Origin of the sequence: Nonomuraea sp. NPDC050227 (assembly GCF_044459705.1) — a bacterium.
Taxonomy (GTDB): domain Bacteria; phylum Actinomycetota; class Actinomycetes; order Streptosporangiales; family Streptosporangiaceae; genus Nonomuraea.
The window spans coordinates 234,576-257,080 of the sequence record NZ_JBITJF010000010.1; the positions used below are offsets into that span (position 1 = coordinate 234,576).

Here is a 22,505-nt window from a genome sequence, read left to right on the forward strand (position 1 = left end):
CTCCAAGGACAGGGGACAGTGACACCGGTTGTCCACCCTGTACCGCCGGCGATCAGTACGATAGTGGCCCGAATGCCAAGTATCTGGAGGTTCGGGCCATGCACCGGGTGGCCGTCATCGCCGTCCCGCCGGCCACGACGTTCGACCTGTCCATTCCGGAGCTGGTGCTCGGCGAGATGACCGTGGACGGCCGGCCCGGCTACGACGTCCGGATCTGCACCGCCGACCCCGGCCCCGTCGCCACCGGCGGCAGCCTCCACGTCACCGTCACGCACGGGCTGGAGATCGTCGAGGACGCCGACACCGTCATCGTCACCGGAACGGGCGCCCGCGACGACGTCGACCCCCGGGTCCTGCGGGCCCTGCGCCGGGCGGCCGAGACCGGCAGGCGCGTCGCCTCGATCTGCACCGGGGCCTTCGTCCTGGCCCGGGCGGGGTTGCTGGAGGGCCGCAGCGCCACCACGTACTGGGCCAGGTCGGAGGAGTTCCGCCGCCGCTTCCCGACCGTCGACCTGCGTCCTGACGTGCTCTACGTCGAGGACGGCAACATCTGGACCTCCGCCGGCCTGTCGGCCGGCATCGACCTGTGCCTGCACATGGTGCGCGGCGACTACGGCGCCGCCGCGGCCAACGCCGTCGCCAGGCTGGTCGTGGCCGCGCCGGTGCGTCCCGGCGGGCAGGCCCAGTTCATCGCCTCGCCGCTGCCGCCCGAGACCGGGCTCTCCCTCGCCGCCACCCGGGCATGGGCGCTGGAGCGGCTGCACGAGCCCCTCACCCGGGCCGACCTGGCCGCCCACGCCCGCACCAGCGTGCGCACGCTGACCCGCCGCTTCCACGCCGAGACCGGCCACAGCCCGCTGCAATGGCTGCTCCACCAGCGGGTGGAGCAGGCCAGGGAACTGCTGGAGAGCACGGACCTGCCCATGGGCCAGGTGGCCCAGCTCAGCGGCCTGGTCACCACAGACTCGCTGCGCCAGCACATCTCCCACCGCACCGGCCTCACGCCCACCGCCTACCGGGCGGCCTTCACCCGCGGAACCACGTCCGGCGCGCCCGACGTATTGCACCAATCGATGCAAAACCGGTAGCGTGCCCGTATGGCGAGGCCGAGATCGTTCGACGAGGACCGCGCCCTGGACACCGCGATGCGCACGTTCTGGGCGAACGGCTACGAGTCCACCTCCACCCGAGACCTGTGCGAGGCGCTCGGCCTCGACCGCAGCAGCGTGTACAACGCCTTCACCAACAAGCGCGAGCTGTTCAAGCGCGCCCTGACCCGATACATGGACGCCACGACCGCCGACCAGCTGCGCATCCTCGACGATCAGGAGCTGCCGGCGATCGAGCGCGTCCGCGCGCTGTTCGCCAGGATCCTGCGGACCGAGGCGGAGAACCGGCGCGACGGCCACGGCCTCGGCTGCCTGACCGTCAACACCACGATGGAGCTCGCCGGCCGCGACCCGGAGATCGCCCTGATGCTCGCCCGCGACGCCGAGCGCCGGGCCGCCGGCCTGAGCGCGGTCATCAGGAGCGGGCAGCGCGACGGCGACATCGGCTCCACCCGCGACCCCGCCGAGCTCGCCCGGTTCGTCAACGCCGTGATCGCCGGGATCCGGGTGGCCGCGCAGGGCGGCGCCGACGACGCCACCATCGAGGCCATCGCCGCCACGGCCATGGACGCCCTGAGCTGACCGCTGTTCTTTCGTGCCCGAGTTCTACACCGATCGATGCAAAAAGGAGCCCCCTTGCCCAGAGCCGTCTATGTCCTGGCCGTCGGCATCTTCGCGATGGTGACCAGCGAGTTCGCCGTCGGCGGCCTGATGCCCCAGATGGCGGGCGGGCTCGGCGTGACCATCTCGCAGATCGGCTACCTGATCACCGCCTTCGCGGTGGCCATGTCGGCGGGCGGCCCGCTGATGACCGTCGCCCTGGTGCGGATCCGCCCCAAACCCGCACTCATGCTGCTGTTCGCCGTCTTCCTGGCAGGCAACGTGCTGGCGGCCGTCGCGCCCTCCTACGGGGTCATGATGGTCGCGCGCGTGATCACCGGCATCGCCTCCCAGGCGTTCTTCGGCGTCGCCATCTCGGTGGCCGTCCAGCTGAGCCGCCCGGAGGTGCGCGGCCGGGCCCTGGCCGTCGTCCTGAACGGGCTGATGCTCGGCACCCTGCTCGGGCTGCCGCTGTCCACCCTGATCGGCGGGCAGTTCGGCTGGCGCGCCGCCTTCTGGGCCGTCGGCGTCCTGACCGTCCTCGCCGCGCTCGCCACGACGGCGGGCGTTCCCGCCCTCGGCGGCGCCGGCGGCGACGGCGACTTCCGGCAGGAGATGGCCGTCTTCAGGAACGGCCGGCTGTGGCTGGCGCTGTCGACCAGCACCCTCATCATCGGCGCGACGTTCGCCGCCTTCAGCTACCTCAGCCCGATCCTCACCCAGGTCACCGGGTTCCCCTCCGGAGCCGTCCCGCTGCTGCTGGTCGCGTACGGCGCGGCCACCGTGGTCGGCAACCACGTCGTCGGACGCCTGGCCGACCGGCACACCGTCCGCGTCCTGCTGTCCGGGCTGGTCCTCAACACGATCTTCCTGGCCGGGTTCGCGCTGTTCGCCCATCTGAGCGTGCCCACGGTGATCGCCATGCTGGGCGTCGGGCTGGTCGGCGTGACCATGAACCCGGCGATGGCCGTACGCGTCCAGCGCGTCGGCAACCCGGGGCCGCTGGTCAACACCGTCCACGCCTCCTTCATCACCCTCGGAGTGATCGTCGGCTCGTCGGTCGGCGGGCTGGTCATCGACGGCTTCGGGCTGCGCGCTCCCCTCTGGCTGGGCGCCGGGCTGGCCGTGCTCGGAGTGGTGTCCCTGCTGCCCGAGCTCGGCCGCCGTACCGGGGCGCGGTCATCGGCGCCGGGCCGCCTCGACCCCTGCCTGGCCTCGCCCGCCGGACAGGAGCGACCCTAGGAGAACCAGCTTCCGCCGAGCTCCTGGACGGCCTTGCTGCCCTTGGGCACCAGCACCGCCTCGCTCAGCACGTTGTTGACGCTCTTGGCGTCGTTGAGCAGGGCGAACAGGAAGAACATGCCGCCACTCGCCGTACGGAAGCCGAAGACGGAGCCGCGGCCGGCGAACCCGACGTACATCCCCTTGTTGACCTGGGGGAACGCCTTGCGGCTGTAGCTGTCCTTGGCCAGGCGGTAGCCGGAGTCGCCCTCCTTCTTCCTGTCCCCGTTCCAGAAGTTGCGGTACTCCTCGGCCACGGCGGCCGCCATCGCGTCGTCCATGTCCGTGATGTAGCCGTCGGCGTCGAGCAGCGGCTTGGGCATCTGCTGTCCCCAGTGCAGCGGGGTCGCGACGGCCAGCCGGAAGGACTGCCCGGGAGAGCGCAGGAACGCCAGCACGTGCGGGCGGCTGTGGCCCTTGGTGTCCCGGTAGGTCGCCTTCGCGATGAACCAGTCCCCGGCCGGTGGCTGCCGCTCCGGCCTGGGCACATAGATCGTCGGGGTGCCCGTCGGGTTGATCGGTTTGTGCGCCGGCTTCCATCCGAAACCTTCACGGCTGCGTTCCAGGACGCCCTCGTACAGGGCGCCTTCGACGAACAGCGCGTCGAGCCGGGCGTTCGACCGCCACCACTTGCGCTTCTTGATCGCCGCGTTGTACGCGGCCACCCACGTGCGCATGGCCGTCCGGGCCTGGGCGACGGTCAGGGCCCGCGTGGTCCCCGAGGGAGCGGGGGTGGCGCTCGCGGACGGCGTGGCGTCCGGCGACTGAGACGGAGACTGAGACGGAGACGGCGAGGTGGCGGGCGAGGCGGCCCGGCTCGGCGGCGGCGGGTCGGCGGGGCGATAGGGCAGTCCCGGGATCGCGCCGCAGCCGGCCAGGCTCAGCACGAGAGCCACGATCAGCGGTAGTACGCGCACCGACAACTCCCCCAAGACAACGCAAAGACCCGACAAACAAGAACATATCGGATGCGTCCCGCCGCGCCGGCATCCCCGCAGCTCAGCAGGCACGCGCGCGAACCGGCACCCGTGGACCGGCTCTGTGGACCGGCTCTGTGGACCGGCTCTGTGGACCGGCTCTGTGGACCGGCGGACCATACACTGCCGGTCATGCCACCCAGGCGCAGGCGCAGCCCTGCGGAATCACGTGCCGAGCTGCTGGCCGCCGCGGCCGAGCTGATCAGGGAACGAGGTCCGGACAACGTCAGCCTGCGGCAGATCGCCGAGGCCGCCGGGGTCGCCCACGGGCTCGTCTCCCACTATTTCGGCACGTACGCCGTCCTGGTCCGGGAGGTGCTGCGGGCCGAGAACGACCGGATCGAGGCCCGCGTACGCGAGCGCATCCAGGCCGAGGACGGCGTGCCCACCGCGGCGGGAATGATGGACGTGCTCTTCGACACCCTGGCCGACGAACGTTATCTGCGCCTGTTCGTCTGGACCGAGATGCACGCCGACTACCGGGGCGCCGCGCGGCCGGAGCTGGTGGAGCTGATCGACACGATGGAGGCCGGGATCCGCGCCGCGCTCGCCGGACGGCCCGCGCCCAGCCGGTCGCGCATCGAGGCGGTCGTCCTGGTGGGCCTGTCGGCCGCGTACGGGTTCGCGATCGGCGGCCGGTCGTGGCTGGCGGGCCTGGGCCACGATCCCGACGACCCGGCCCGCGAGGCGGAGTTCCGCGTCCAGCTCGCGCGGATGATGGGCGCCCACATGGTGGAGGAGTCCGGGCTGGAGCCGCCCGGCTGACTTGTTCTCCACTTGGAGAATAGGATGGTCCCGTCACTTCGACCACACGGACAGGACCGCCCATGCCCGAGCACCCCGACCTCATCCCCGCCCGGCCGGTACGCCCCTCCGACGAGGACCGCGAGCAGGCGGCCCGGCGACTCCAGGAGGCCGCCGCCGCGGGCCGGATCGAGCTGGCCGAGCTGGACCAGCGGCTCGGCGAGATCTACACGGCCCGCACCCAGGGCGAGCTCGCGCACGCGGGCCGCGACCTGCCCGAACCGGCCCGGACGGACTCACTGGTGGTCCGGGACGAGCCCCACTCGCGCTTCGCCTTCAGCGTGTTCGGCTGGTTCAGCCGCAAGGGCCGCTGGATCGCCCCGCGCGTGTTCACCTCCCTGTCGGTCTTCGGCGGCGGCGAGATCGACCTGCGCGACGCCCGCTTCGCCGGCCGGGAGATCCGGGTCCGCGCCTTCGCCCTGTGGGGGTACACCGAGGTCGTGGTCCCCGACGACGTCGAGGTGGAGGTCAAGGGCCTCGGGCTGTTCGGCGCGTTCGACCGGAGCGCCGACAACAGGAGGCAGGGAGCGCCGCGGGTCGTCGTCAGCGGCCTGGCCCTGTTCGGCGGCGTCGGAACGAAGACCAAGCGGCCCGCCGCCAGGTGAACCGCCGTTCGCCGGTCAGAGGCCGCCGGCGACGTCCGCGTCGAGCAGGTGCCCGACCCGGCCGTCGAACTGCCCACCGACGCGCTGGTCCGCGTCACCGCGTCCTGCATCTGCGGCAGCGACCTGTGGCCCTACGGCTCGATGAAGCCGGAGGAGAGCCCCGCCCGGATGGGTCACGAGTTCATCGGCGTCGTCGAGGACATCGGCTCCCAGGTGACCACCCTCGCCCGGGGCGACCTGGTCGTGGCGCCGTTCGCCATCTCCGACAACACCTGCCGGTTCTGCCGCGAGGGCCTGCACACCTCCTGCGCCGACCCGCAGGCCGGCTTCTGGGACGCCGAACCGGACGAGGGCGGCCAGGCCGAGGCCGTGCGCGTCCCGCTGGCCGACGGCACCCTGGTCAAGCTGCCCGTCGAAGCCGGCTCGGCGCTCATGCCGTCCCTGCTGACACTCGCGGACGTGCTCGGCACCGGCCACCGCGCCGCCGTGGCCGGCGGCGTGGGCCGGCGCACCCGCGTCACCGTCATCGGCGACGGCGCCGTCGGCCTGCCGGCCGTGCTGTCGGCCAGGCGCCTGGGCGCCGAGCAGATCATCCTCATGGGACGTCACCAGGCCCGCACCGACCTCGGCCGCGAGTTCGGCGCCACCGACGTCGTGGCCGCCCGCGGCGCGGAGGGCATCGAGCAGGTACGCGACCTCGCCGGCGGCGACGGCACCCACGTCGTCCTGGAGGCCGTCGGCACCATGCCCGCCTACCGGCAGGCACTCGGGGTCGTCCGGCCGGGCGGCGTCATCAGCCGCGTCGGCGTCCCGCAGTACGACGACGCGCCGATCGGCATGGGCAGCCTGTTCCGCCACAACCTGCGGCTGGCCGGCGGCCCGGCCCCGGTCCGGGCCTACATCGAGGAGCTGGTGCCCGACATCCTCAACGGCGTCATCGAACCCGGCAAGGTCTTCGACGCCACCACCGACCTCGACGGCGTCCCGGCCGGCTACCGGGACATGGCCGACCGCAAAAGCCTCAAAGTCCTCATCAAGCTCTGACCTGTCGAAGCTCACCCGAGGCGCCGGCCACGCCGGAACACCACCCGCGGGCGAAGCCGCTGCCAAGCGGGAGGAAGGAAACAACCCCGCGAGGAACGATCCTCAGCCCGCCAGGCCACCCCGCCCGTCCCTCCCCCGCGCACGGTCGCCATACTGCAGAAGGCGCACGGTGAAGAGCCCCCTGGTGGCCTGAGCACAGACCACCAGGGCACCTCCCGCCGACCCGGTGCTCCGGAGCCGCCGTCGGCCCGGAGCACCCGCGCCCACGACATCCCCGACGTCGAAAGGCCCTGATGACAGCCGACCAGCCCATCTGCTGCCCCACCTGCAAGGGGGTCCTCCCCGGCCGGCAGCCCAGCGACTACACGGCCGCCCGCGGACGCCTCGTCGTCGTCAACGGCTACTGCCAGGGCCACTGCCCGGCCCCCGAACAGCGGCCCCGCCTCCAGACCCCCGCGGAACACCCCGCACCCGCCGAGCACGGCACCCGGCAGCCGCTGAACGTCCCGGCGCCGGCACTCTGACCCCGGCACCCGAGACCGGGCCGCCGCCGCTCAGTCAAGGAGCTCCACGTACCCGTCGGTCCCGTGAACGCGGATCCGCTGCCCGTCCCGGATCAGCCGGGTGGCCCCCTCCACCCCCACCACCGCCGGCAGCCCGTACTCCCGCGCGATCACCGCTCCATGCGTCATCAGGCCGCCCACCTCCGTCACCAGCCCGGCGATGCCCACGAACAACGGGGTCCAGCTCGGGTCGGTGAAGGCGGTGACCAGGATGTCACCCGCCGCCAGATCGGCCCGCGCCATGTCCAGCACCACCCGGGCACGTCCCTCGACGGTTCCCGCCGACACCGCCAGACCGGCCAGCGCCCCCGGCGGCACGTCCTCGCGCTGGTACCGGCCGGCGAGCACCTCGCCGTCCGACGTGAGCACGCGCGGCGGGCGCAGCGTCTCGTGCCACCGGAAGTCCTCCCGACGCCGCAGGACGAGCTCGCCGTCCGCCTCGCCCGTGCGCACGACCTCCTGCAGCTCCTGGAACCGCAGGAAGAAAATGTCCTCCCGGTCCCGCAACACGCCCGCCCGGACGAGCCGATCGGCCTCCCGCCACAACGCCTGCTTGTAGGCCAGGTAACGGCAGACCATGCCGTACTTGGGGAACTCCCGATAGCCCGCGAACGTGCGCACCCGGGCGATCATCCGCTCGGTCTCCGCCGCCTTCCGCTCCCCGTCGGGCAGGGCCCGCAGGCGCGCCAGCACCTCCCGCTCCTTGCGCAGGGCCTCCTGACGTCCCTGCTCGAAACGCCGCGCACCGGCACCCGCCTCGAAATTCCGGACATTGCCGAGAATCACCGGAACGAGCATGGCGGGCCGCTCACTCCAGCGCGTCCGGGTGATGTCGATCTCCCCCGCGCAACGCATGCCGTACTGCTCCAGGAAGCCCCGGACGGCCTCGGCGGCCTCCCGGCCGCCGGGCAGCTCGCCCAGCTCCTCCAGGAAAGCGTCGCCCTCCCGCTCCTCCGCCGCCACCCGCCGCAGGAACGCCACCACCTCCGCGCGCGGACGGATCACGTCCGCCACGTCCAGCAGCGCCAGCCCCATCTCCGACGTCACGTTGTGCGGGACGGACTGCGTCAGCACATCGGCCGCGTTCCGCTCCCCCAGCCACTCCTCCAGATGATCGTTCAGCCACCAGGCCGCCTCCATCCCCGCCATGATCGCCTGGAAGCTCCGCGGGCCGAACAGCAGACGCCGCAGCTCCGCGATGTCCGCCAGGATGAACTCGAACAGCTCCGGCCCGGACAGCTCCTCGATGCGGCGCCGCAACGCGGCCACCGACTCCCGGCCGTCCCGGACGAGCTCGGCGACCAGCTCCGGATCGGTCTCGATCGGCGCGGGCGGAGCAGCCGCGGGTGCGACACCCGACTCCTCCTCCGGCACCGCGCGGATGAAGTCGCCACGATCCACCACCGTCTGCAACGCGTCCCGGATGAGCGGATCGGACTTCCCCAGCGTCCCGATGAGGTTCGCCCGGCCCGCCGCCGTCGCCAGGACCGGGGCCACGTCCACGAACAGCCGCCCGCCCGCCTCCGCCATCGGCCGCGACGTCGTCAGCTGCCAGAAGGACAACCCCAGCGGCTTCATCGCGTCGGTCATCATCTGCTGATGCCCCACGGAGACATAGACGTGGTTGTCCTGGTCGTCGGCGACCGGAATGGGGAACAACGTCGTGATCGGCCGGCTCTGGACGACATGGAACTCCTCACCGGCCAGACACCACTCGATGTCCTGCGGCCGGCCGAACCACGCCTCGATCCGCCGCCCCAACCCCACCAGACGAACCGCCTGCTCATCGGTCAGAGCCCGCCGGACCGACCGCTCGGCCTCGACCGGCCCCTCCTCGGTGCCGCCCGCCGGCGACGGCCGCACCACCCGCGCCTTGGCCCCCACCGACACGTCCACGACCCGGTCGTCCCGCACCGTGTAGACGTCCCCCGCGACCACGCCCGAGACCAGCGCCTCGCCCAGCCCCCACACCGCCTCCACGACGGCGGCCTTCCGGTCCGACGTCACCGGATCGGCGGTGAACAGGACCCCCGCCGCCTCCGGGAACACCATCCGCTGCACGACCACCGCCATCCGCACCCCACTGTGATCGAACCCGTTGCGACGCCGATAGACCACCGCCCGCTCCGTGAACAGCGACGCCCAGCACCGCCGCACGTGCCGGAGCACCTCCGCCGGCCCCACGACGTTCAGGTACGAATCCTGCTGCCCGGCGAAGGACGCCGTCGGCAGGTCCTCGGCCGTCGCGCTCGACCGCACCGCGCAGGCGGCCTGCTCGCCGAGCCGGGCCAGCGACTCCCCGATCGCCGCCACCACGTCGTCGGGCACCGCCGCGCCCTCGACGACGGCGCGGATCTCCGCGCTCAGCGCGCGGACCGCCGCACGGTCGTCCGGGTCCACCTTCGACAGCAGGTCGAGCTGGGCGTCGAACGACGGCACCGCGGACACCACCCGCTGGAAGGCGTCGGTCGTGACGCAGAAGCCATCCGGCACGCGGACGCCGTCGATCCGCGAGAGCTCGCCCAGGGCGACGCCCTTCCCGCCGACGTCCGCGAGGTTCGCCGCGTTGATCTGCCCGAACTCCAGCACGTAACCCAATTCCGTCGCTCCATCCTTCGTCGGGGTTGGTTCGCAACGGGCAGTATGAACGACTTTTCGAGGTCTCATGAGGGGCGGGGATCCGCTATAAAGTGAAAGTGAGGGGACGTTTCCCCAGCATCGCGCCCAACCGCCGATCCCGGCTGGTCCGACGGGCCGTTCGATCCAAGATCATATTTGCGCCCGGGCATCGCCTTTACTTCGTAGATTAATAGTAGCGCGCCGGGACGAGACGGTGGCGACACGCCCTAGCGCGCGCAATCACCAAAAAGCCGATAAGGCTACCCCCATCCGGGACGTCCTCCCCCCACCATCACCCAGAGACATGAAAAACTAGCGTCCGGGATACGGAAGCACAGCGCCCTCGAAGCCGGAGTCGCAAATCCCCATATAACCGGAAATATCCCCAGCTTCCCGGCGCTCCCCGCGCGCGACGGGTCCGGGAATCGCACGAGTTCTCCGCCTTTGTCACCCCGCGAGGCTTTCTGGCGAATTATTCCAAATGCGGGATTTTGCGTTTCCCTCGCCGCCAAAGAGCTGGTCACCCACGCGTCAGGTTCCGTTATAGAGTCTGCACCCGGACCCCGCCGAAGAAAGGTGACAGGCATGCAAGACGCGGCCATCGACCGAGTAAAACTCATCTTCACCCTGTTCGACGCCGACGGCACCGGTTACCTTGAGGCCGAAGACTTCGACCGTATGGCCAACCGTGTATTGGCGGCGTCCCCTCGTTCCACGGAAGCCGCCAAGAGCGCGATCAGCGACGCTTTCCGCCGTTACTGGACAACTCTTGTCGAGGAACTCGATTCGGACAAAGACGGCCGCATCAGCTTCGAGGAGTACAGCGCGTGCGTCCTGTCCCCCGAACGCTTCGACGACGCGCTGACCGACTTCGCCGAGGCGCTGGCCGAGCTGGGTGACCCCGACGGCGACGGCCTCATCCACCGCACCGATTTCATGGCGCTCATGACCGCCATCGGCTTCAAGCGGCGCAACGTCAACACCCTGTTCGACGCGTTCGGCCCCTCCCAGGACGACCAGGTCAAGGTCCCGGTCTGGGCCGAGGGCATCAAGGAGTACTACAGCCCCGAGAAGGCGGACATCGCGGGCGACCTCCTGCTCGGAGAGTCCAGCTGACGGCCGCCACGAGCCGGCGCGTCCGGCCTTCGACGACGAAAAGGGAGCAGTAGTGGAACCAGTCATCGGACTTGCCATCGGCCAGGGGACGGGCCCCGAGCTCGCGGCCGTCTTCGAGCGGGTGCTGGCCGGGATCGCCGACGCCTGCGGCACGAAGGTGGCCCTCACCCGCTCTGAGCGGATCTATCACTCCTACGTGTCCTTGAAGGCCGGCGCGGAGGCCGAGGAGATCCGCGAGAGCACGCGGCAGGACGCCGACCACTACGCGCACTTCTGCCGCTCGCTGGCGGCCGCCGGCGTCCCCGCCGTCTTCCGTACGGCGATCAACGCCCAGTCGCTCTACCTGGTCCGCCAGCGCCTGCAGGCGGTGAAGGTCGACGCCATCACCACGGCCGGGGCGTCGCTGCTGCTGGTCAGAGACCAGGCCCAGGGCTTCTACACCGGCGAGAACGTGCACCTTCCCGGCGCGCTCGTCCGCACGATGACCTTCAGCAGGGAGATCACCGAGAAGGTCATCGCGCTGGCCGTGCGCCGGGCGCGCCAGGAGTGGCCCGACGGCCGCATCGACGAGATCGTCATGGCCTACAAGTTCCACCTGCTCGACGGCGCGCTCGACGAGTGGGTGGCCGAGAGCGCCGCCCGCCACGGCGTGCAGATCAGCCTGTTCCAGCCCGACACCGTCAACCGCAACCTCATCGAACGCGGCCCCCGCCCCCGCACGGTGATCATCGCGGGCAACGAATGGGCCGACATCATGCACGTGGTGCTGCTCGACCGCTTCGGCTCCGAGCGGCAGGAGAACCGCTGCACCGAGAACGTCTACCTGCATCCCGACGCGCGCGGCCTGGTCGAGTACCAGACCGTGCACGGCTCCGCCGACGACCTGGCGGGCACCGGGAGGGTCAACCCGGTGGCCACCGTCCGGGCCGCGGCGGCCATCGCCGAGCGGCACGCGGGGTGCGCCGGAGCGGTGCGGATGGTCGAACGCGCCCTGATGACGCTCGACCGGCACGGCGTCGCCACCCCTGACGCCGGCGGACGCCACTCCACCACCGGCGTGGTCGACGCCCTCCTCGACGCCCTGGAGCCCGTGGCCCGGCCGGTATCGATGGCGGACTCATGACCGACGAGCAGCCACAGCCCCAGAAGGAACGTTCCATTCTGGTCGGCGGGGAACACCAGGAACGTGCCGCCGGCGTGATCACCGAGGAGCACCCGCCCGTCCAGGAAGGTGCTGGCCCGGCCGCCGAGGAGCGCCCGCCCGTCACCGAGCGTGCGGCTCTGGTCGTCGTCGATCTGCAGAACGACTTCTGTACCGGCTCCACCGCCCGTGCTCGTTACGCCGGGGACCCGGCGGCTCTGGAGACGGCCGCGGCCAACACGGCCAGAGCCCTCGCATCGGCGCGAGCCCGCGGCATGGACGTGGTGTTCGTCCGGTTCGTCGGTGACGCCGAGCATCAGGGGCCGAGCTGGCGGCGGCGCGACCTCGCCCAGGGCAAACCCCTCAAATGCCTCGAAGGCACCTGGGGCGCGCAGTTCCACAAGGTCGAGCCCGCACCCGGGGAGCCGGTCTTCACCAAGTGGGCCTGCTTCGACGCCTTCCTCAGCGAGGGCTTCGAGCGGCACCTGCGCGGGCGCGGCATCGTCCGCCTGGTGTTCGCCGGCCTGTACACCGACGTCTGCGTGGACAGCACCGCCCGCACCGCGTTCCAGAAGGGCTTCCACATCACGGTGCTGACCGACTGCACCGCCAGCCGCTACCTGCCCGACTCGGAGATCCTGCGCTTCATGGCCGCCCTCTACGGCGCCCATCTCAGCTCCCACGACGTCCCCGGCTCGTGGATCCCGGAACAGGAGACCGCCGCGGTGTCAGCGGACGGTCGACCGGCCCGAGAGGAGCGCACGTGCCGGACAACCGACAGCTCGAAATCGACAGCGGCGTCGGCCTGACCGCGCTCATGGTCGCCGCCGCGCGGGCGATCGAGACCCACCGCCCCGACTCCCTGGCCGCCGACCCCTACGCCGAGCACTTCGTCCGCGCCTCCGCCGCCTCGGCCGCCTGGCCGACCCGTCCGCAGGACGTGCCCGGCGGCGACGCCAACCCTCTGTGGGGCAGGCTCGGGCGCTACTTCGGTCTGCGTACCCGGGTCCTCGACGACTTCCTGCTGCGCGCGGCCAAGGCGGGCATCCGGCAGGTCGTCCTGCTCGGCGCGGGGCTCGACAGCCGGGCTCTGCGGCTCGGCTGGCCTCGGGGACAGGTCGTGTACGAGATCGACCGGCCGGGTGTGCTGGCGTTCAAGGAGCACGTGCTCGCCTCGCTCGCCGTCGAGCCGCCTTTCCCGGTTCGGAGCGTCCCGGCGGCACGGCGTCGGGTGGTCGCGGCCGACGTGGGCGACGACTGGGGCGGCGCGCTGCTGGGCGCGGGCTTCGACGCGAACGCGCCGACCGCCTGGCTGGCCGAAGGGCTGCTGCTCTACCTGGATCCGGAGGTCGAACGGCGGCTTCAGCGGACCATCGACGTCCTGAGCGCCGAGGGGAGCGTCCTGGCGTTCGAGGCGAAGCTCGGGCTGGGGTCGCCGGCGGTCCGCGCCAACCCGGTCTACGCGGCGACCAAGGCGCAGATCGGCGTGGATCTGCTCGCGTTGTTCGACCGGAAGCCGCGTCCTGACTCCATCGGACTGCTGAGGGGGCGGGGCTGGTCCGCCACCGTCCGTACGCCCTTCGACTTCACCCGTCAGCACGGTCGCGGCCCCCTCCCCGAACCGGACGACGCCTTGGCCACCAACCGCTGGGTGTTCGCCGACAAACCACGACAGAGCCACGTCTTGGGCGTCTCCGTCCCCACGTTCCGCGACTGCTGACGGCCGGCTCCCGGGCCGGCCGCGAAGAGACGGCGAGACCCCCTCGGCTGCCCCGACCGGTCGCGACCCGCGAACGGTCGGAGAGCGGGGCGGCCCAGGTGGCGGGGCCGCGAATGGTGCCATGTATGGCTTTCGGGGCGCTGGTTCGGCTCGGGGCCGGGGCGCTGGTTCGGCTCGGTGGCGGGGCTTGGTGGTTGGTGTCTGGGGGCGGGTGTGGGGGTTGGTGTCTGGGGGCGGTTGATGGTCGGGGTGGTTCTCAGGCGGTGGGGGCGTGTTCTCGTGCTGAGATCAGGATGTCCAGGATTGCGAGGGTTTCGGCCCATGGCACTGGGTTCGGGGCGCCGTTCACCATGCTGAGGAACGCCTCCATCGTCCGGACGTATCCCAGGTTGTGGACCGGGTCGGGGCCGCTTTCGATCACGATCGACTCGCTGCCGTGCCGGCCGTGGAGGGTCACCATGTAGGCGTTGTCGTCCGAGACGCCCAGGATCTCGACCGTTCCGACTATCCCGTTCGCCCACTGCAGTGCCAGGACGCCGGTGTCCTCGGAGCTGAGTGTCCGGTAGTGGCGTCTGGTTCCGGCCGCCCCGACCAGGCGCACGTCCGGGCCCAGCAGGGCGACCAGCGGCTCGACGCCGTGGATGCCCATGGTCACCATCGTCCCGCCGCCCTCGCCGGGAGTGTCCTGCCAGGCGTTGTAGCCGTCGGCCCACTGGCCCACGTCGTGCCGGACCGTCGCCCGTACCGACAGCACGTCCTGCGCGTCGGCGCGGACCTCGGCGAAGGCGGGCGCGAAACGCAGCACCGAGCCCGACATCACCCGATCGTGCACCGGCAGCCGGCGCAGGGCGTCGAGCTGCTCCCTGGTCGCGGCGGCGGGCTTGTTCACGAAACACGGCACGCCGGTCTCCAGCACCTGGCCGAGAGCGGCGGGCACGTGCGGGTTGGGCAGCGTCAGCACGACGCCGTCCGGGTTTCCCGCCAGCAGCTCGTCGAGGTCGCCCGCCGCCTTCGCCTCGGGATGCTCCTCGGTGAAGCGCCGCAGCCGCTCGGCGTCGGGCTCCCAGACGGTCAGCTCGGCGTGGCGGGCCAGGGTGCGGGCGTCGGTGTACGGATGGCTGGTGGCGAGCCCGGCGAGCGCAATGCGCACAGCTTTCCTCCAAAAGGCCGATATTTCAGGAAATGATCCACATCATGTCAGGACCACGGGAACCGCCCCGGTCCCCTCAGGGGCGAACCCTTTCCAGGGGCACTAGGGCAACCCCATTCCTGGTCCCCAGCAGCGAAGTCATTCCTTAAGCACAAGGACCGGTCCCCAGGAGCTGAGCCGCTCCTCGGTCTCCAGTTCGCGAGCGGCCGTGGAGACGGCGGGCCAGGGGCGCGCAGCAGGGCCACCCGTAGCTTGTGGTTTCCGGTCGTGGTCCATGAGGGTGCTGCCCGACGTGGACGGACAGTTAAGGCCGGCCGTCCTGGGCTCCGGTGCGGGCGTCATCGTCTTGAGTGAGGTGCAGGGCCGCTATGAGGCCCCTGGTGAAAACTCGGTGGACCAGACGGACGGTCGCTGCGAGCATGGCCGGTGATGTACCGAGCGTAGGAACACGTCGATCACCGGCAGGGGGACGGCCCAGGAGCCGTCGCCCCCTTGTCGGCAGCTCTCTGACTCTTCCCTCAGACGATCGACGTACGGGCGCCCGAGCGCGCCCGGAGAAGGACTTTCCATGGACATCCATGAGTACGCCAGGTACGACGCCACCGGCCTCAGCAACCTGATCAGGACGGGCGAGACCGACGCCGGCGAGGTCGAGGCGGCGGCCCGCCAGGCGCTGGCGCAGGTCGACGAACACGTGAACGGCCTGGCGCTGCCGGTGTTCTCGCCGGCGCTCGACCACGCAGCCGACGGCCCCTTCGCGGGGGTGCCGTTCCTCATCAAGGATCACGGGCCGGTGGCCGAAGGGGTGCCGTTCACGCTGGGCAGCCGGGCCTATCCCGGCGTCCTCGCCCGGCGCGACACCGACCTGATGACGCGGTTCCGCGCCGCCGGACTGGTCACGCTGGGCCTGACCGCGGTGCCCGAGCTGTGCGTCAGCTTCACCACCGAGCCCGTGCGCTACGGGCCCGTACGCAACCCCTGGGACCTGGGCCGCACCGCGGGCGGGTCGAGCGGCGGCGCCGCGGCGCTGGTGGCGGCCGGTGCTGTGCCGGTCGCGCACGCCAGCGACGGCGCCGGCTCGACCCGCATCCCGGCCGCCTGCTGCGGGCTGGTCGGGCTCAAGCTGAGCCGTGGGCGCGGCCCCTGCGGCCCGGACGCCGGCGAACTGGTGCTCGGCATGGCGGACGAGTTCGTGCTCACGCGCACGGTCCGCGACGCCGCGGGCCTGCTGGACGCGGTCCACGGGCCGGGGATCGGCGACAAGTACACCGCGCCTCCCCCGCGCGGGCCGTACGCGCGGGAGCTCGTGACGGATCCGGGCCGGTTGCGGGTCGCGCTGACCACCACCTCCTGGATGGGCACGGACGTGGACCCGGAGGTCGCCGCGGCGGCGGTCGCGACGGCCCGCGTGCTGGAGCAGGCGGGGCACGTCGTGGAGGAGGCGAGCCCCGCGGTCGACCGGGAGGACGCCATGAGGGCGTGGATCATCGAGGCCGTCGGGGTCGCCTCCCCGTGCCTGCTCGCGCCACGGCAGCCCGACGAGGCCAGGATGGAGGCGGTCTCGCGGGAGTTCCTGAAGGCGGCCAGGCAGGCCACCGCGCTGGACATGCTGGCCGCCTTCGACGCCCAGAACCGGATCACCCGTTCGGCGGCGGCCTTCTTCGCCGGGTACGACCTGCTCGTCACGCCCACCCTGGGCCGTCTGCCGGTGCCGCACGGCACGTTGCGGTACGACGATCCCGGTCAGACACTGCGGGGATGGCTGGAGACGTTGTCCGGGTTCGGGCCGTTCACGCAGTTGTTCAACACCACCGGGCAACCGGCGATCAGCCTGCCGCTGGGGCAGAGCGCGGGCGGGCTGCCCATCGGCGTGCAGGTCGCCGCCGCCTACGGGCGCGAGGACCTGCTGTTCCAGGTCGCCGCGTACCTGGAACGGGCGATGCCGTGGCGGGACCGGGTGCCGCCGATCTTCGCGGGCGGCCTGTCCGGGTGACGGGGAGGCGGCCGCTCTGAGGCGGTGGGTGCGGGCGGCTCGGCTTCGAGCGGGGGCATGGTCATGCCCGGTCGAGGTCGTAGCCGCCCTTTCAGGCCGGTGCCAGGGCCGTCGCGCCGACGTGGCGGGGGCCGTCGCGAGCGCGCTGGGGGGGTGCCCGCGAACGGCCGCCTCGCGTGAACTCGATCGCCGGCTCGGGTGAAAGACGTGCGACACCACTTCCTTGCAAAGGCTCAACCACATGCCGCCCAGTACAACGCTGTCCGACGCCGCCCTGATCGAACGGTCGTGGCGAGATCCCGAGGACTTCGCCTTGCTGTTCGACCGGCACGCAGGACACATCCACCGTTATGTGGCCCGCCGGCTCGGCGACGACACGGCCGACGACGTCGTCTCCGAGACGTTCCTCGCGGCGTTCAGGCAGCGCCGGGACTACGACACCGCCCGTCCGGAGGCTCTCCCCTGGTTGTACGGCTTCGCGACCAACTTCGTCCGCCGGCACCAGCGCGCAGAGATCAATCGTTACAAGGCGTACTCGAAGGTGGGCGCGCTGCCCGACGCGGACGACGCCGCCGAACAAGCACTTGAGCGGGCGAGCGCGCAGGCCGTGCGCCGCCCGCTCGCCCGGGCGCTGGCCTCGCTGAAGGCCCGCGACCGCGACGTCCTCTTACTCGTGGCCTGGGCCGACCTCAGCTACGAGGAGGTGGCCAACGCCCTGTCCATCCCGATCGGAACGGTTCGTTCCCGCCTCAGCCGCGCGCGGGCCATCGTCCGCGACGTCCTCGGCAGCATCGACCCCACGATGGAGCAGACCTCATGAACGACCAGACCGACCTGACCGAGCTGCGTGACCTGTTCGCCGACAAGCCGTACCCGACGGCGGATCGCCTCGCCCCCGCCCGTGCCGCGCTCCTGGCCGAGGCCCGTACGAAGCGCCGGTTCCGGCTCCGGGAGGCCGGGCTGCGGCGTCTGGTGCCGGCAGCGGGCCTGGTCGCGGCGATGGCCGCGGGCGTGATCGTCGTCCAGACGGTCAACTCCTCCGCGCCCGCGAGCGCCGCCGAGGTCCTGCGGCTGGCGGCCGAGGCCGCGGCCGCCGCGCCCTGGCCGCAACCCCGCGACGACCAGTACCTCCACTACGAGCGCATCGCGGAGTCGCACAGCGAGAAGGGGGTCCGCAACGTCGTTCCACGGCACAACACGGGTGAGGTCTGGGAGTCCGTGGACGGCTCTCGCACAGGGCTCCACTGGCACAAGCCGGCGAAGACCGTCCCCCGAGGGGGCGAGTACAAGGAGCTCCTGATCCGGTGCCCCGAACGCGGCTTCGGGCGTCCCACCTACGCCGACCTGCGCGAGTGGCCGGTCGACCGGGAGCAGCTCCGGCGCAAGCTGGCCGAACTCGGCAACGAGATGGTCGCCGGCACGGACACGGCGACCCGGACCTGGTACGGCGTCCGCTCCGTCCTCGGCAGCCCGGTCCCGCCCAGGCAGCAGGCGGCCGTCTTCGAGATCGCCGCGACCCTGCCGGGCATCGAGATGGAGGAGCTCAAGGACGCCACCGGCAAGCCGGGCATCGCGGTGACCCGGGTGGACAACCTGGGGCCCGGGGGTACCGTCTCCCGGGAATCGCTCATCTTCGACAAGACCTCCTACGTCCTTGTGGGCGGGCAGGACTTCGTGCCGGGGCAAGGGCGTGAAGTGTGGTCCGTCACCCGTCCGCAGCTCACCGACGTCCTCCCGGCCTGGTCCAAGTCGGTGAAGCGGAAGGGCTGCGCCTGAGCCCGCGTCCGGCGGACGACAGATGGACCGCGTCGGCCGCCCCTCTCTGCCCTACACTCCGCGGGGAGAACAGGGCAGGTCGCCGGGATGACGTGGGACGTCAATACGCGCGGGTGGGGCCGATGCCGGTGAAGAGGGCGTCGAGGATCCGGTCGACGTACTCATGAGTCAGTGGTTCCTGCGTGATCAGGAGCTGGAAGTACAGCGGGCCGGACAGGATCGCCATCGCCAGGGTGAGGTCGAAGGCGGGCGACAGCTGCCCCTGGTCGCGGGCCGCCTTCAGGCGGGCGACGGTCTTGTCCGCCTGTGGGGCGACGAAGCGTTCGTTGAGCGCGGCGGCGATCTGGGGATCGTGCTGGGCCTCGCCGATCAGGGCCTTGAACAACGGGCCGACGGGTGGCCCGGCCAGCAGATCAACGGCCGAGTGGATCTGGGCGCGCAGGTCGGCCACGATGTCGCCGCTGTCGGGGTAGTCCAGGGCAGGCCCGTTCACCGACAACAGCGAGTCGAACAACAGGGCTGCCTTGGACGGCCATCGGCGGTAGATGGTCTGCTTGCTGGCGCCCGCTCGGGCGGCGACCGCCTCCATGCTCAGTTTGGCGTAGCCGATCTCCTGGCCGAGCTCCAGCGTGGCCCGCATGATGGCCTCGGTCCGGTCGGCACCGCGACGGTGGGGCGTGTCGGTCATGCCGACACCTTATCGGTACGGCGCGTTCCGTACGGGCGGCGGACTGCGGGGGCCCGGACTCCGGCGCGGGGTCCGGCTGGGCGCGTACCCGCCTTGTCCGGCGCCGAGCGGCCGATCAGGTAGGGGACGGGGGTGGGGACAGGACCAGGCGGATGGCGAAATTGCGGTAGCCGGCGCGTTCGAAGGCGCGGGCCATCGGGACATTGCCCGCGTCCGTGTCGGCGACGATCCGCTGCACGCCGCGTTCCGCGTGGTTGCGGGTGATCTCGCCGAGCAGGTCGTTCACGTAGCCCCGGCCGCGGTGCTCGGGCACCACCCCGAGGTAGCCGACCACCGGGCCGCCGCCGTTCGCCGACGGCAGCGCGACCCCGGCCAGCTCGCCGTCCGCGGTGTAGGCCAGGCGCCACCAGGAGCGGTCGCCGGGCATGGAGCGGTAGCCGGCGACGTCCTGGCGCGCCTGCGCGTCCGGGTCCATGGTGACCAGGGCTTCGCGGGTGTGGTGGTCGAGCGTGCCGACGGCCACCCGGCGGAACGCCTCGACGAACATCTCGTCGTCGTCCTCGCCGCGGAACTCCAGCCGGCCCGACGACTTGGGCGCCTCGGCTTCGGCGGTCCACTCGTAGCGCAGCCGTTCCAGTTCCTCGGTCAGTCCCGCGCGGCCCGCGGCCGTCCGGCGCCAGGCGATCGCGGCCGCGGACGTGGGGTCGTCGCGCCAGCCGTTGGAGACGAACACGTGGTAGGCGGGCTGGTCGTCGTAGGCGGCGTGGGCGTGAGCGAGCAGGTCGGCGGCCAGGCCGATGGGGTCGTCGACCGAGGGGTGGACGTAGAGGCAGTCCAGCGCGAGAGGCTTGCCGGCGTCGGGCGAACCCCACCACACGGCGCGGGCCAGGATCTCGCCGTTCTCCTCGGCGATCCAGATCCACGCGTGGCGGTAGTTGCCGGATTCGACGAAGGACAGCAGCCGGTCAGGGTGGGCCCAGCTGATGCCCTCATCGACGACGCAGCCGAGCAGACGGTCGAGATCACCCTCGACCGCGGGACGAAAAATCACAGATCCTCCAGAAAGTGGAAGCGGGCCCGGTGGGCGCCCGTTCGGTGCGGGACATCTCGGTCGTCCCGCACCCGGCGTGCCGGTTCCGGGGACACCATATCGGTACGGAACGTTCCGTACTTGACAGCGGACGTCCGCCTTGGACATCATCCTATCGGTACGGAACGTTCCGTACACATAAGAAGAGTAAGGCCCGACCACACCATCGCCACCTCACGAGAAGAAGACGATCGCGTGATGCCCGTCCCCCCTGACCCGACCGTGCTGCACCCCATGCCCGATCAGCCCCGGGTCGTGCTGCTCAAGCCCCTGGTCACCTCACCGCTGATCGACGTCGGCGAGTTCTCCTACTACGACGACGCCGATGATCCGACCGCCTTCGAGACCCGCAACGTGCTGTACCACTACGGCCCGGAGAAACTGATCATCGGCAAGTTCTGCGCGCTCGGTGAGGGCGTGCGGTTCATCATGAACGGCGCCAACCACCGCATGGACGGCCCCTCGACCTTCCCTTTCCCCGTTATGGGCGGTTCCTGGGCCGAGCACTTCGGCCTCGTCACCGGCCTGCCCGGACGGGGTGACACCGTGGTCGGCAACGACGTCTGGCTCGGCTACCGGTCGACGGTGATGCCCGGCGTCCGCATCGGCCACGGAGCGATCATCGCCTCCGGCGCCGTGGTCGTGGACGACGTGCCCGACTACGGCATCGTCGGCGGCAATCCGGCCAGGCTCATCCGACGTCGCCACAGCGACGCCGACATCGCCCGCCTCCTCGCGCTGGCCTGGTGGGACTGGCCGCTGCAGCACCTCACCCGGCACGTCGCCACGATCATGTCCGGCAGCGTCGCGGAGCTGGAGGAAGCGGCGGCCCGCAGGCCCTAGGACGCGCCACCGGGCTCCGGTGACGCCTCCGCCCACGGTGTCACGCGCCTCCATCTGTCGTTCCTTCACCATTCCACGATCAGAATCGAGCTGTCCTCATGCCCGCTTCGTCCCGCCTCGACCCGTTCGCCGACTGGCTTCGCGGCCACGCCGTCCCGCTCACCCACCTCGACCCCGAGGCTCCGCTCGACGACCTGGAGCCGTTGCGCGACCTCGTCGGCGACGCGCGCGTCGTCGCGGTCGGCGAGAATTCCCACTTCATCACCGAGTTCTCGGTCATGCGCCGGCGCATCCTGCGGTTCCTGGCCGAGCGCTGCGGCTTCACCGTCCTGGCCTTCGAGTACGGATTCAGCGAGGGCGTCCCCCTGGACGCCTGGGCGCAGGGCGAAGGCACGGACGACGAGCTGGCGGCCCGGCTCGCGACGGCGATCCCCGTCGGGGTCGACGAGCCGCTGCGCTGGATGCGCCGGCACAACGCCTCAGCGGCCGAGCCGGTGCGTTTCGCCGGGATCGACATCCCGGCGGCCGGCGGGTCCCTGCTTCCCGCCCTGGCCCCGGTCGCCGACTACCTGCGCCAGGTCGATCCCGAGACCCTCCCGGTGATCGAGGAGGCGATGCGGATCGCCGGGTCGTTCGCCGGCGCCTCCGCGGCCTCGGCCGCGCCGGCCTGGACCCGCCTGGCAACCGCCGAGCAGGACGCCCTCAGCGCGATCCTGATGCGGCTGCTCATACGCTTTCGCGCCGTGGAGGTGTTGTACCTCTCCCGTGCCGACCGGCCGCTACGACCTCGCCCTGCGCCGCCTTGAGGCCGCCTGCAGCGCCGACTACGGCTTTCGCGCCATGGCCGGTCTGTACGCCGGCACCGGCCTGACCGCCGACACCTCGGCCAGGGACGTCTACATGGCCGGGTCGGTGCAGTGGCACCTGGAACGTTCCGGTCCCGAGGCCCGCATCGTGCTGGCCGCCCACAACGCCCACATCCAGAAGACGCCGGTCTCCTTCAACGGCCGGCTCACGGGGCTGCCCATGGGGCAGCACCTGCACAACCGCCTGGGCGACGACTACGTCGCCCTCGCCCTGACCAGCCCCGCCGGACACACCGCCGACATGCGCCCCGACGAGAACGCGCGCTTCGGCTTCGCCATCGACGACACCGCGCTGCAGCCGCCCGAGCCGGGCAGCGTCGAGGCCGCCTTCGCCGAGGCCGGGCTCGGGCTCAGCATCGCCGACCTGCGCCAGGCGCACGGGATCGCCGGTCCCGACCGCATCCGGATCCAGGGCGCCTACGTGCACACCCCCGTCCTGGAGGCGTTCGACGGCGTCCTCAACACCCCGACCTCCACCGTCGCCGACCTCTGAAACCCGACACGCGACAGATCGTAAGGA

At 71.5% G+C, this 22,505-nt stretch carries 22 protein-coding genes; 17 read left to right on the forward strand and 5 right to left on the reverse strand.

Annotated features, from left to right (window positions below):
- Nucleotides 1–98: 98 nt before the first annotated feature.
- From ACIBK9_RS34605 to ACIBK9_RS34615, 3 genes are read left to right on the forward strand one after another with little or no spacing between them, the layout of a single operon-like run.
- Entirely contained in the window at nt 99–1,088 is a 990-nt protein-coding gene (locus tag ACIBK9_RS34605; protein WP_397162783.1) for a GlxA family transcriptional regulator, read from the forward strand.
- Between the two features lie 9 nt (nt 1,089–1,097).
- Nucleotides 1,098–1,691 (forward strand): TetR/AcrR family transcriptional regulator, encoded by a 594-nt coding sequence (locus tag ACIBK9_RS34610; protein WP_397162785.1) that lies wholly within the window; start codon nt 1,098–1,100, stop codon nt 1,689–1,691.
- A gap of 54 nt (nt 1,692–1,745) precedes the next feature.
- The gene (locus tag ACIBK9_RS34615) at nt 1,746–2,951 is read left to right on the forward strand and encodes an MFS transporter (protein WP_397162787.1); all 1,206 of its coding nucleotides are present in this window, start codon (nt 1,746–1,748) and stop codon (nt 2,949–2,951) included.
- Here ACIBK9_RS34615 and ACIBK9_RS34620 read toward each other — a convergent pair.
- Nucleotides 2,948–3,907, reverse strand: a complete 960-nt coding sequence (locus tag ACIBK9_RS34620) for a hypothetical protein (protein ID WP_397162789.1) — start codon at nt 3,905–3,907, stop codon at nt 2,948–2,950. The genes ACIBK9_RS34615 and ACIBK9_RS34620 overlap by 4 nt on opposite strands.
- 192 nt (nt 3,908–4,099) lie before the next feature.
- Here ACIBK9_RS34620 and ACIBK9_RS34625 point away from each other — a divergent pair, with 192 nt between their 5' ends.
- From ACIBK9_RS34625 to ACIBK9_RS34640, 4 genes are all read left to right on the forward strand, one after another.
- Complete coding sequence (locus ACIBK9_RS34625) at nt 4,100–4,732, forward strand: TetR/AcrR family transcriptional regulator (protein ID WP_397162791.1); 633 nt, start codon at nt 4,100–4,102, stop codon at nt 4,730–4,732.
- Between the two features lie 62 nt (nt 4,733–4,794).
- Nucleotides 4,795–5,376 (forward strand): DUF1707 domain-containing protein, encoded by a 582-nt coding sequence (locus ACIBK9_RS34630; protein ID WP_397162793.1) that lies wholly within the window; start codon nt 4,795–4,797, stop codon nt 5,374–5,376.
- 48 nt (nt 5,377–5,424) lie between these two features.
- Nucleotides 5,425–6,420 (forward strand): alcohol dehydrogenase catalytic domain-containing protein, encoded by a 996-nt coding sequence (locus tag ACIBK9_RS34635; protein ID WP_397162794.1) that lies wholly within the window; start codon nt 5,425–5,427, stop codon nt 6,418–6,420.
- A 293-nt stretch (nt 6,421–6,713) separates the two neighbouring features.
- A complete protein-coding gene (locus ACIBK9_RS34640; RefSeq protein ID WP_397162796.1) occupies nt 6,714–6,944 on the forward strand; it encodes a hypothetical protein in 231 nt (76 codons plus the stop codon).
- 30 nt (nt 6,945–6,974) lie between these two features.
- Here the strand turns inward: ACIBK9_RS34640 and rph are convergent, their stop codons facing one another.
- On the reverse strand, nt 6,975–9,572 hold the full coding sequence (gene rph, locus ACIBK9_RS34645) for a rifamycin-inactivating phosphotransferase (protein ID WP_397163084.1): 2,598 nt from the start codon (nt 9,570–9,572) through the stop codon (nt 6,975–6,977).
- Nucleotides 9,573–10,187: 615 nt separating this feature from the next.
- Here rph and ACIBK9_RS34650 point away from each other — a divergent pair.
- Genes ACIBK9_RS34650 through ACIBK9_RS34665 form a run of 4 tightly spaced genes read left to right on the forward strand, consistent with a single transcriptional unit; the run spans nt 10,188 to nt 13,579 of the window.
- A complete protein-coding gene (locus tag ACIBK9_RS34650; RefSeq protein ID WP_387680491.1) occupies nt 10,188–10,718 on the forward strand; it encodes an EF-hand domain-containing protein in 531 nt (176 codons plus the stop codon).
- Between the two features lie 52 nt (nt 10,719–10,770).
- On the forward strand, nt 10,771–11,841 hold the full coding sequence (locus ACIBK9_RS34655; protein WP_397162798.1) for an isocitrate/isopropylmalate family dehydrogenase: 1,071 nt from the start codon (nt 10,771–10,773) through the stop codon (nt 11,839–11,841).
- Nucleotides 11,838–12,668, forward strand: a complete 831-nt coding sequence (locus tag ACIBK9_RS34660) for a cysteine hydrolase family protein (protein WP_397162800.1) — start codon at nt 11,838–11,840, stop codon at nt 12,666–12,668. The genes ACIBK9_RS34655 and ACIBK9_RS34660 overlap by 4 nt, the downstream gene beginning before the upstream one ends.
- Nucleotides 12,623–13,579 (forward strand): class I SAM-dependent methyltransferase, encoded by a 957-nt coding sequence (locus ACIBK9_RS34665; protein WP_397162802.1) that lies wholly within the window; start codon nt 12,623–12,625, stop codon nt 13,577–13,579. Before ACIBK9_RS34660 ends, ACIBK9_RS34665 begins: the two co-directional genes overlap by 46 nt.
- A gap of 256 nt (nt 13,580–13,835) precedes the next feature.
- Here the strand turns inward: ACIBK9_RS34665 and ACIBK9_RS34670 are convergent, their stop codons facing one another.
- Nucleotides 13,836–14,729 (reverse strand): Gfo/Idh/MocA family protein, encoded by an 894-nt coding sequence (locus ACIBK9_RS34670; RefSeq protein ID WP_397162803.1) that lies wholly within the window; start codon nt 14,727–14,729, stop codon nt 13,836–13,838.
- Between the two features lie 568 nt (nt 14,730–15,297).
- On the opposite strand from ACIBK9_RS34670, the gene ACIBK9_RS34675 reads away from it, so the two are divergent.
- The 3 genes from ACIBK9_RS34675 (at nt 15,298) to ACIBK9_RS34685 (ending at nt 18,498) form a co-directional block, all read left to right on the forward strand.
- The gene (locus ACIBK9_RS34675) at nt 15,298–16,722 is read left to right on the forward strand and encodes an amidase (protein ID WP_397162805.1); all 1,425 of its coding nucleotides are present in this window, start codon (nt 15,298–15,300) and stop codon (nt 16,720–16,722) included.
- 241 nt (nt 16,723–16,963) lie between these two features.
- On the forward strand, nt 16,964–17,542 hold the full coding sequence (locus ACIBK9_RS34680) for an RNA polymerase sigma factor (RefSeq protein ID WP_358296987.1): 579 nt from the start codon (nt 16,964–16,966) through the stop codon (nt 17,540–17,542).
- On the forward strand, nt 17,539–18,498 hold the full coding sequence (locus ACIBK9_RS34685; RefSeq protein WP_397162807.1) for a CU044_5270 family protein: 960 nt from the start codon (nt 17,539–17,541) through the stop codon (nt 18,496–18,498). Before ACIBK9_RS34680 ends, ACIBK9_RS34685 begins: the two co-directional genes overlap by 4 nt.
- A 100-nt stretch (nt 18,499–18,598) precedes the next feature.
- Here ACIBK9_RS34685 and ACIBK9_RS34690 read toward each other — a convergent pair whose 3' ends face one another.
- Both ACIBK9_RS34690 and ACIBK9_RS34695 read right to left on the reverse strand, forming a co-directional pair.
- Complete coding sequence (locus tag ACIBK9_RS34690) at nt 18,599–19,186, reverse strand: TetR/AcrR family transcriptional regulator (protein ID WP_397162808.1); 588 nt, start codon at nt 19,184–19,186, stop codon at nt 18,599–18,601.
- 115 nt (nt 19,187–19,301) lie between these two features.
- Nucleotides 19,302–20,237, reverse strand: a complete 936-nt coding sequence (locus ACIBK9_RS34695) for a GNAT family N-acetyltransferase (RefSeq protein WP_397162810.1) — start codon at nt 20,235–20,237, stop codon at nt 19,302–19,304.
- Nucleotides 20,238–20,474: 237 nt separating this feature from the next.
- On the opposite strand from ACIBK9_RS34695, the gene ACIBK9_RS34700 reads away from it, so the two are divergent.
- The 3 genes from ACIBK9_RS34700 to ACIBK9_RS34710 all read left to right on the forward strand — a co-directional run bounded on the left by ACIBK9_RS34700 (nt 20,475) and on the right by ACIBK9_RS34710 (nt 22,478).
- Nucleotides 20,475–21,119 carry a CatB-related O-acetyltransferase gene (locus tag ACIBK9_RS34700; RefSeq protein ID WP_397162812.1) on the forward strand — a complete coding sequence of 215 codons (645 nt, stop codon included), beginning with the start codon at nt 20,475–20,477 and terminating at the stop codon, nt 21,117–21,119.
- Nucleotides 21,120–21,217: 98 nt separating this feature from the next.
- On the forward strand, nt 21,218–21,925 hold the full coding sequence (locus tag ACIBK9_RS34705) for an erythromycin esterase family protein (RefSeq protein WP_397162814.1): 708 nt from the start codon (nt 21,218–21,220) through the stop codon (nt 21,923–21,925).
- Nucleotides 21,885–22,478 (forward strand): erythromycin esterase family protein, encoded by a 594-nt coding sequence (locus ACIBK9_RS34710; RefSeq protein ID WP_397162816.1) that lies wholly within the window; start codon nt 21,885–21,887, stop codon nt 22,476–22,478. The genes ACIBK9_RS34705 and ACIBK9_RS34710 overlap by 41 nt, the downstream gene beginning before the upstream one ends.
- Nucleotides 22,479–22,505 lie beyond the last annotated feature (27 nt).